The sequence below is a fragment of the Brevibacterium senegalense genome (assembly GCF_000285835.1).
GTDB classification, from domain to species: Bacteria; Actinomycetota; Actinomycetes; order Actinomycetales; family Brevibacteriaceae; genus Brevibacterium; species Brevibacterium senegalense.
In genome coordinates this window covers 183311-193313 of record NZ_HE978601.1, presented here as the reverse complement: position 1 = coordinate 193313, position 10003 = coordinate 183311, and the positions used below count along the sequence as shown (strand labels likewise).

Annotated in this window: 4 protein-coding genes; all 4 read left to right on the top strand. The window is 66.7% G+C overall.

Annotated features, from left to right (window positions below; translation table 11 throughout):
* The first annotated feature begins 41 nt into the window (after positions 1–41).
* Genes HGBR_RS20150 through HGBR_RS03955 form a run of 4 tightly spaced genes read left to right on the top strand, consistent with a single transcriptional unit; the run spans position 42 to position 9970 of the window.
* A complete protein-coding gene (locus tag HGBR_RS20150; protein WP_019158033.1) occupies positions 42–365 on the top strand; it encodes a hypothetical protein in 324 nt (107 codons plus the stop codon).
* Positions 366–382: 17 nt separating this feature from the next.
* On the top strand, positions 383–1582 hold the full coding sequence (locus HGBR_RS20145; protein WP_019158032.1) for a sugar-transfer associated ATP-grasp domain-containing protein: 1200 nt from the start codon (positions 383–385) through the stop codon (positions 1580–1582).
* Positions 1583–1636: 54 nt separating this feature from the next.
* On the top strand, positions 1637–5068 hold the full coding sequence (locus tag HGBR_RS03960; protein ID WP_147522207.1) for a sugar-transfer associated ATP-grasp domain-containing protein: 3432 nt from the start codon (positions 1637–1639) through the stop codon (positions 5066–5068).
* Positions 5069–5095: 27 nt separating this feature from the next.
* The gene (locus HGBR_RS03955; RefSeq protein WP_019158030.1) at positions 5096–9970 is read left to right on the top strand and encodes a CapA family protein; all 4875 of its coding nucleotides are present in this window, start codon (positions 5096–5098) and stop codon (positions 9968–9970) included.
* Positions 9971–10003: the final 33 nt, after the last annotated feature.

Genomic DNA, 10003 nt, shown 5'->3' with positions numbered 1-10003 from the left:
TGTCGCCCCGGACGCACCGGTGAGCCTCCTGGTGGTGACCGGTGCGGACGTCGACCCCGGAGTCCACGCTGGACGCAGTGCTGGCCACCGCTCAGATCACCTCGCGGTTCCGGCCCGCGGTCCTGGCGCCGCGCAGTTGGGTGACGGCCGCCACGGAGCGGGGCGTGTTCATCGATACGATGATCCCCGTTCACCAGTGGGACGCCCGCAGGACTGTACGGTGGACCGATTATCTGGACGTGCGACTGGACGAGACGGCGCGCCGGACCGGTGCCGCCGTCGTGACGGTCCTCGACCGCACACTGGTTCCCGGCGAACCCGACCCCGTCCTCACCGCACTGACCGCGACGCGAACCCGTCGTTGAGACCGAAGGAGTCCCTGTTGCCGAAGAACCCCGCACGTGCCGTGCTCTCGCGGATCCGAGCGCCGTTCGGCTGGGCGTTCCGCAAGTACCGCGCCGCCCGGGTCCTCCAGATCGCGCTGAAGAAGCTGTGGCGCAAGGAGATGACGTGGGACGTGCCGCTCAACAAGCGGCGGCCGCGCTGGTGGCTCAAGGGCTTCCTGTCCCGCAGCGCGATCCTCTACGAGCTGGAGCAGGGCAACGACCCGGACCGCTACGTGACGGACCTCCACCGGTACTTCCGCACGAAGAACATGGTGCACGCCCGGCTGCAGGACATCATCAACAACAAGCTGTCGACGCACCTGCTGCTGCGGTCGATGGACATCAGGTCGCCGGAGCTGATCGGCGTGTACTCGCGCGGGCTGGTGCACTTCTTCCCGGAGGAGGGGCGCCTGGGGGTCGCGGACTACCTCGACGCGATGGAGCACGGGGAGACGGTGTTCTTCAAGGTGCTCGCCGGTGCGGAGGGCAACAACATCCACGCGGTGCAGAAGACCTCGGACACGACGTGGGCCGTCGACGGCGTCGAACGGAACCGGACGTCCGCCGCCTCCGTCTTCACGCGGGTGACGAAGCCGATGATCATCGAGCGCGGGCTGGTGCAGCACCCGGCCCAGGCGGCGCTGTTCCCGGACTCCGTCAACACGCTGCGCGTCCTCACGATGGTGGACCTGGAGAACAACAGCGAGCCGTTCATCGCGATGGCCGTCCAGCGGATCGGCTGCCGTCGGTCCGCACCGGCGGACAACTGGACGCGCGGCGGCCTGAGCGCGCGGGTCGACCTGGAGACGGGCACGCTCAGCCGGGCGACGCGCCTGCCGGACGACGACGTGAAGGAATGGTTCGACCAGCACCCGGACAACGGGGCGCAGATCACGGGCGTGCAGGTGCCGCTGTGGGACGAGGTGCGGGATCTGGTCCTGCACTCCGCGCGGTCGCTGTCGTTCATGGAGTACATCGGCTGGGACATCGTCATCTCCCCGGACGGCCCCGTCGTGCTGGAGGCGAACATCAACACGGGCCTCAACGTCATGCAGTCGCACGCGCCGCTGTTCGACGACCCGCGCGTGCGCAACTACTACAGCAAGCGCGGGGTCAAGACCCGACTGCTGGCGGAGGCGCCGGGCGACGGTGCGCCGGTGAACGGCTCTGCCGCTCCCGTCGTCGAGGAGGCCTGATCGATGGAGGTGCTGGAGAGGGCCCGATCACTGGCGTCGCGCGCACCCAGGGCCGTGGGACGCCGCATTCTGCGTCGCCACGGATTCACCGCGGACGCCGCTGCCGGGTGGCTCGACACCGTCGCGGGCGACTGGCGGTGGAACGGTCCCGAGCGCGCGGTCGAGCTCGTCCGCGCGCACCGCTCCGGCCGGTCGCTGGCCGCATTCCGGCAGGAGTCCGCCGGGGAGTCCGCGGACCGGATCGCCGAACGCGACTACTACGCGCGACAGCCCTTCAACCGGAAGCATCCGTGGCTGCGCAGTCGCGTCATCGCCGACCGGCAGGTGCCGGGAATCTCCGCGCACACCCCCACGATGTACTGCACCCTCGCGCGGTCGCGCGACGGGCTCGAGGTCGTGCGTCTGCGTGCCTACCCGCGCGATCTGGGGAAGACGCCGCAGGGCATCCTCGACCTCATCCGCTCCGAGCGCCGCGTGCGCATCGCGCCGGTGCAGTGGGGCGCGGACGCGGGTGCCGCGCTCGCGTGGGACGGACGCACCTTCCGCATCGACGGGACGAGCGCGACGGACAGCGCCGTCCTGACCCTCCTGGACGAACTGACCGGGGAGGGCCGCTGCGTCGTCCTGGGCGACCACGACCGGGCCGCCGGTCACGTCCTCCGCCTCACGGTCGCACGCACCGGCGCCGCACGCGCCGCGGTCCTGGCCGTCGAGCGGCAGGGCGGGCGTGGGGAGGCGACGGCCCCCCGGCTGTCCGCGCGCCTGCGGGAACGGGTGGCGGATCTGCTGTCGCAGGACACGAGCCGCTTCCGGCTGCTGGTGCTCGACATCCGCCTGCGCGGCGAGGACGAGTTCACGATCGTCGACATCGTGCCGGACCCGCTCTATCCCCGTGCGGGACGACTCGACGATGCGGGGTGGGCACACCTGACCGCAGCGGTCCAGGACGCGCCCGCCGTGCGGGAGTACACCGCGGGGATCGGCGCCTCAGTGCGGCGCACGCGCAAGCGGATCCACCGGGTGCGGCGCAAGGTGCACGCGTTCCAGCTGCGCTCCACGGGCTTCAGCCGGCGCATGGCGCTGCTGTGGGTCAAGCAGATCGACAACGACAACCGCCGCAACGCGGACATCCCCGCCTACGTGCGCGCCCGCCACCATCGGGCCGGTTTCGTCTCCACGACGGTGGCCCGGTTCGGGATCACCCCGGAGAACCAGGACCGGTTCATCTCGAACCGCGACTACCTGCTGGCCGAGCCGCTCAACGAGACGTACGGGAAGTGGGTGCGCGACTGCGTGTCGTCCCTCACTGTCTTCGAACCGTTCCGGCAGCGCTTCGAGACGATGCACTACCAGGTCATGCAGCGCGACGGGGGCCTCCACATCGTCCCGCTCACCGCGCTCGCCCGCGAGTGCGGCACGGACGTCGCCGGGATCGCCGCGCTGCTGGCGCGGACCGGTCCGCTCGCGATGGCCTCGGCGGCGTGGAGCGGACGCCGACCCCGCACGGTCGCGCACACGGGCGAGTCCTTCACCGTCGACGGTCGGGCGTTCTCCGACGACGAGTTCGACGCCCTCCTCACCCAGCGCGTGCGGGGCCAGTTCTTCGTCCTCTACGAGCCCGTCGCAGCGACGGGTCCGCTCACGGATCTGGCGGGCGGCGGCGACGTCGACCTGCAGGTCACCATGATGAACCCCAGCGGCGGCGATCCGCAGGTGGCGGAGGCCTTCGTCGTGGCCCGGGACGAAGTGGCGACCGGGACGCTCCGCGGACTCCTCGACTCCGATGATGCGGGCATCACGCTCATCGGTGGCGACGGGCGCCGCGGGACCGGTATCGAGACGGAGGAGATCGATGCCTACCTGGCGCAGCTCGACCACCGGGCGGACGCGGAGGTGCGGTCCGACGCGACGGCGGAGTCCTGGATCGACGGCGGCGAGGACGACGCGCCGCCCGCGGCGCGCCTGCGGTTCGAAGCGCGCATCGACGCGGAGACGGGGACCTTCGACGGTGCCCGCGCCCTGATCGGCGGACAGCTGTGGAGTGTCACGTCGAACCCCGCCACCGGTGCGCGCTTCACCGGCCGGGTGGACGAGTGGAACGACGTGCGCGCTCTGCTCCTCGACCTGTGCGCCTTCGCACCGCAGCTCAAGTTCGTGCAGTTCACCGTGACGCTCACGGACCACGGGCCCGTCATCACGAACATCTCCGCCACGCCGCGCTTCAACAGGGAGTACCCCTACCTGCCCGCGACGGTCGCGTTCCTGCGCGAGCACGTCGAGAAGAAGCGCGCCCGCACGCACACGTTCACCGCCCGCGTGACCCGGTGGTTCCACAACGCCAAGCTGCGGATCCGGCGCAGCTTCGCCCGCGCGCTCTACCCGTCCGGACTGGTGCCGTACCAGTCCGTGCGCTGGCTCGAGGACATGGCGAAGGACCTGTTGCAGCGCAACGGTGTGCCGCTCGCGACGAAGTTCTGGGCGTACCGGAACGGCTTCCTGTCGTACCGCATCCCGCAGTACGGCATCACGCCGGAGAACCGGACGCAGTTCATCTCCGATTTCGAGTATCGCTGGCTGCGGCACATCAACAAGAAGTACAAGTACTGGCTGGAAGACAAGATCAGCATCAAGTACGTCGCGGCGGAGTTCAACGAGTACCTGCCGGGGTACTACTACTACACGAGCCAGCGGGGCGGCCAGGCCCACCTGATCCCGATGATGGACCGACCCGAGGGGTACGGGGACACCTTCGACGAGGTCCTGCGTCTCGCCCGGGACAAGGGCGTCCTCGCGCTCAAGCCCGATGAGGGCTCGCACGGAGACGGGTTCTACCGGCTGGGCTACGAGGACGGCGGGTACTCCCTCAACGGGGAGCCTGCGACGGGCGACGAGGTGCTGGCGATCATCTCCGATCCGCAGAACCGATACCTCATCACCGAGTTCATCCTCATGCACCCGGAGCTGGCGAGGATCTACCCCCAGTCGGTCAACACCGTGCGTGTGACGGTCTTCAAGAAGGACGGCGTCACCCCGGAGATCGGCAACGCGTACCTCCGCGTGGGATCGTCCGCGTCCGGCTTCGTCGACAACACGGCCGCCGGCGGGCTGCTCGTGGAGGTCGACATCGAGTCGGGCCGCTACGGCAACGCCCAGGCGCTGGACGGCGGCCGTGTCGTGCCGTGCCCCCGCCACCCCGACACGGACGTGCTCATGGAGGGCGTCCTGCCCAACTGGGAGTCCGCGAAGGCGAAGGTGCTGGAGATGGCGGCGAGCATCCCGCAGCTGGAGTACCTGGGCTTCGACCTGGCGCTGACGGAGGACTCGTTCAAACTGCCGGAGATCAATCGCTTCCCCGATTTCCCGCGCATCGACAAGCTGACGCCGCAGATCATCGACTACCTGCTGTACAAGCTGGAGCAGAAGAAGCGGCTCCACGGCTACGACGTGAACCCGCCCCGCACCCTCATCTCGCTGCCGCAGCGGTGACGGGACCGATCATGAGAGGACCCTGTCGTGACTGACGACGCGAGGACCCCGGGACACCGGGTCACCAGGACCGTTTCGAGCACGCTCCGGACCGTGAAGCGCGGAGTGGACCGGTGGACCGAGTCGCGGCAGCGGACGGATTGCACCGATCCCGCGGACGCGGTGACCCGGCAGGCGGGCGGGACGCGACGCGATACCGCGCCGCAGGGAGGCATCACCGCCCCGGCGGCGCCCCGCACGCTCGAGCGGGACGGGATCACGTACCGCCGGGTCGAATCCGGGCTCAAGGTCGTACGCGGGACCGCGGACATCACGCAGTTCGAGATTCCGTCCGAGGTCGACGGCGTCCCGGTTACGGTCGTCGGGAAGGACGCCTTCCGCGGACGTACGGATTTGACGGCAGTGGTCCTCCCTGAGTCCCTCACCACCCTTGGCAGAGGTGCATTCGCCGACTGCACCGGTCTCACTGAGATCGAACTGCCACCTAGCCTCACTGTCGTCAACGCCCAGTCCTTCGACGGCTGCTCCGGACTCCACACTGTGTGGCTCTCCCCGAACCTGACCAGGGTCGGTCGACGCGCATTCGCGGGATGCTCCTCTCTGTCGCGGCTCCCGCACTTTGTCAACCGCGGCATCAGCGCAGTCGTCCGTATGGATCGAGATTTCGTCGAGGAGGCGCTTCCCACAGAGTTGGAGTATGTGGGGGCGGAAGCCTTCCGAGACTGCGCATCATTGCGCAGTATCGTCATCCCGTTCCAGGTCACTGAGCTCCCCACATCGGTGTTCGAGGGATGTGAGGGACTGAGCTCCGTGTGGCTGCATTCACGTATGACCGCGATCGGCGATCGAGCATTCGCAAGATGCAGCTCCCTCGCCAGGTTGCGGGTGCCGGAGAGTGCACGATTGCTGGGCGCCGAGGTGTTCGAACGGTCGACGACCGTCGTGGGAGTCGACGGGAGTGCAGCGGTTGCATATGCGCGCGAGAACAGCGTGCCGGTCGAGTCGTTGGAGGCCACTGGTCCAGCGATTTCATCCGCCTTCGGTGTCACCGACGGTATGACCGTGGAGGACCTACTTGCATCGCCGGCAGAACTGGAAAACTTCCTCTCACGGTCCGAGGTCCGTCCGGCCACACACGAGACCGTCCGTGTCGACAATTCAGCGCTGGTCCCACCTGCAGCCACCAGCCGCCTCGTCCGAGACGGTGCGGTGTATCGGCACCGGGATGAGCTGGGGCCCGGGGACGTCACCATCACGATGGTCGGCGACCTCATGTGCAGCTACTACCAGCAGCAGGCGTCCTTTCGCGACGGAGAGTTCAGTTTCGAGGGTGCCTTTGATGACATCAAGGAGCTCTTGCGGCCAGCGGACCTGTCGATCGGAAACCTCGAGGCGATGGTTGCGTCGTCCTACCCGTTCATGCAGGAGTCCCGCTACATCGAGGACCGACCGTATCTGAATGCTCCTCCGGCATTTCTCTCTGCAGTCCGCAATGCGGGTTTCGATGTCGTCATGAACGCGCAGAACCACATGTACGACACAGGGGCGAAGGGTGTGGTCGAGACAATCGCGGCGATGCACGAGGCGCAGCTCGTCCACGGCGGCATGCAACTCCACGAGGATGAACCCAGACATCTGCTGTTCGACATCAGGGGCATGCGGATCGGCATCGTCGCGCACCTCGACCCTGCGCGGCAGAAGATGAAGCAAGCCAACTTCACGGATGAGGCGCTCGCAACGTTTGCAAACGGGCTGTCCGCACAACGAGTTGAAGCAGACATCGCCGCCGCGCGAGCGGCGGGAGCCGAGTTCGTCCTTGCGTACTGTCACTGGGGCCGTGAGTACACAGATCGCGTCACGAAGCGCCAGGCGGACTTCGCCCAAACAGTTGCCGATGCGGGAGCGGACTATATCTTCGGCTCCCATTCGCATTGCCCGCAACCCTACAGTGTCTTGCGATCGCGGGACGGTCGACGCGTGCCGGTTGTGTATTCCGGCGGCAACTTCCTCTCGGACATCAATCAGTACAAGCCCTACACCGACGATACGTTCATCGCTTCCCTTACCCTGACGCGCAATGATGCGGGGCGAGTTGTCGTCGCGGCTGACGGGTACACCCCCTGCCGGATCGTGACGAGCGAGCGATTCCGAGAGTATGCGCGCGTGGTGCCCTGCTCGGCGCTGTTGGACGGAGCGTACGACTACAGCCCAGTCCAGGCCGAGAGCGACATTCGTCGGATCGAGACGACGATGGGCCGGCAGTATCTGCGACTGGAACGGCCCGGTGGCCACGCCATCGGTCGGGGCACTGACAAGGCTCCATGCGCTGACGACGAGGATCTCGTAGGTGCGTACTCCGTGAACGAGCCACCGTTCGCCGTGCAAACCGAGCGTCGATCCCTTGATGAGTCTGACTTCGAGTACGACGAAGCGAGCCAGGTCTGGAGGCGAGTTCAGGACACTGCACGTCGCGAGGCCGTGATCATGTGCGGAGGTTCGTTGACGTATGACCGGACTCTGGAGCGGAACGCCCACGCCGGTGACGTATACGAGTTCCGAACCCATTTCCGTCACCTCCGCGGGGTCTTGGACTCTGCGGACTTGGCGGTCGGCAGTCTAGGCGTCATGGTTGTAGACGAATTTCCTACCCTGTCGTCCATGCCCAAGGTGTACGCGGGCAGGCATTACGCGAATGCGAGGTCGGAGTACGTCGATGCGTTGAAGTACGCGGGATTCGACTGCCTTGCGCTCGCACACCCGTACAACCTTGACGGCGGCGTACGCGGCATCGCGTCGACGGAGCGCGCAGTGCGTGAGCGAGGTGTCGTACCCAGCGGACTAGGACGCGCGAAGACCCCGCTCTTCGACGTGAATGGTCTCCGGATCGCGGTTCTATCGCACACGGTCAACGAGTACAGGATCCGCGAGGTCATCACGGGTGAGGGCGCTGATCGGCTTCTCAACGTGATGGATGAGGATCGTGTGCGGGCGTCGATCCGGGAAGCTCGTGAGACTGGTGCCCAGTTCGTCCTCAGCTATCTCGACTGCAGGGCCGCCGGCACTCAGCTCACACGTGCGGATCGACTCGCGGCTGCGGAGGCCATGGCCGAGTACGGCGTGGACTATGTCGTCTGCACACTTCCGAATGTCGTGTCGCGATACGTTCGACATCAGACGTCGGACGGTCGCACGGTACCGATCGCCACTGGTCTGGGCACGCTCATCGCTGGTTCCGGCACAGGCGAGGAAACGGCCTCGGCTTTGCTGCGGATCGTCGTGCGGCCGGGGGCGGACGGTGGCGTTATTGTGGACGACTCCTACATCCCGCTCCAGCGCTTCCACGCATTCCGCGGTGCCAGAGGACCAGTCGTCCCGGCGCACGAGTTCTACATCAGTGAGTTTGACCCGGCTCCGTTCGGCAACGGCCCGCAACAGGTGGCCAATCGTCTGGGTGACGGGATAAGCCTGGATCCGTCGCGACGTGTCAAGATCAATACTCACATGAGGCCGCAGATCTCTCCGGCGGAGATCGCCCGGGCTCTGGGCGTCGGCTTCAGTGCGGAGGATGTCGTCCGGCTGGGTGGCTCCATGGACGAACCGGTTCACAGCATCGTCGTCAGACGTGAGGATCTGGCTCCGGGCTGCGTCGCGGTCCTCGCGAGTCGGACTGCTGAGAACCGAAATTTTGACGAGATCGCGATGGACGAAGCCGTGGCGGCGGGCGCGCTCATGGCGGTCGCACTCGAACCTCACGCCGAGCTCCCGACTCTTGTCGTCGACGACCCCTGGAACGCACTCAACGCCATGATGGTCGCGATCCGAGAGCGTTATTCTCCGGTCACCGTCGCGGTCACAGGTACTGCGGGGAAGACCACCACGAAGGAGATGCTTAGCGAGGTCTTCGGCCGGCATTTCCGGACTCTCAACGTACAAGGCAATTTCAATACGAAGCGCACGGCGGGGCTCGTCGTACAGAAGCTCGCGCCGGAGGATGAGGCGTACGTGCAGGAGGCGCACGGAGGTTCACCGGACGCCGCAAAGAATCTTTCGACGATGATCCAGCCGGACATCTGCATCATCACCAGCATTGGTGAGGCACACCTCGAACAGATGGGAACTTTCGAAGCGATCATCGAGGGCAAGATGCAGATCATCGACGGAATGAGGACCGGCGGCGTGCTCATCCTTAACGACGACAATCCGCATCTGCGCGCACAGCGGCCGGACGTCCGCACGGTCCGGTACAGCACAGAGGACCGGGACGTCGACTACCTGGCGCGGGACATCCGACGGGTGGGAGACGCCCTCGAGTTCGAGATCGTCGGTCCGGACGGGGTGCACACGGTGGTCATCAACAGCCGCGGTATGCACAACGTCAGCAACGCGCTGGGTGCCTTCGCTGCAGGCCGAGAGGCCGGCATCCCCGCTCCGACGATAGTCGCGGGACTCTCGCGTCATCGTGCATCCTCGACTCGCCAGAACTTCGTCGAGGTCGGCGGTTATTCGTTGCTCGTCGATGCCTACAATTCGAATCCGATCTCGTTGGAGTCCGGGGTCGAGACCCTCTGCGAGATCCCGATCGAACCGGACGGCCGGCGCATCGCCGTGCTGGGTGACATGGGTGAGCAGGGTGACCGGTTCGACGAGAACCATCGCGCGGTGGGCGACTTGCTGGCGCGCTACCCCGTCGACCTCGTGGTCTGCTCCGGCCCCGGCATGTTGCTGGCAGCCCAGCGACTCCATGAGCATGGGGTCGAAGTGCGGCACTACGAGAGGTTCGATGAGCTGGCCGCGGACCTGCACGCGGTGATCACACCGGCGGACATCGTCCTGTTCAAGGCCGCTGGGGCGGTCGACCTCGAGAAGAAGGTCGTCTTCCCGGTCTTCGGCCGCGTCGTCTGAGGGGTGCCCATGGTTGACGAGACCGCAGCACCC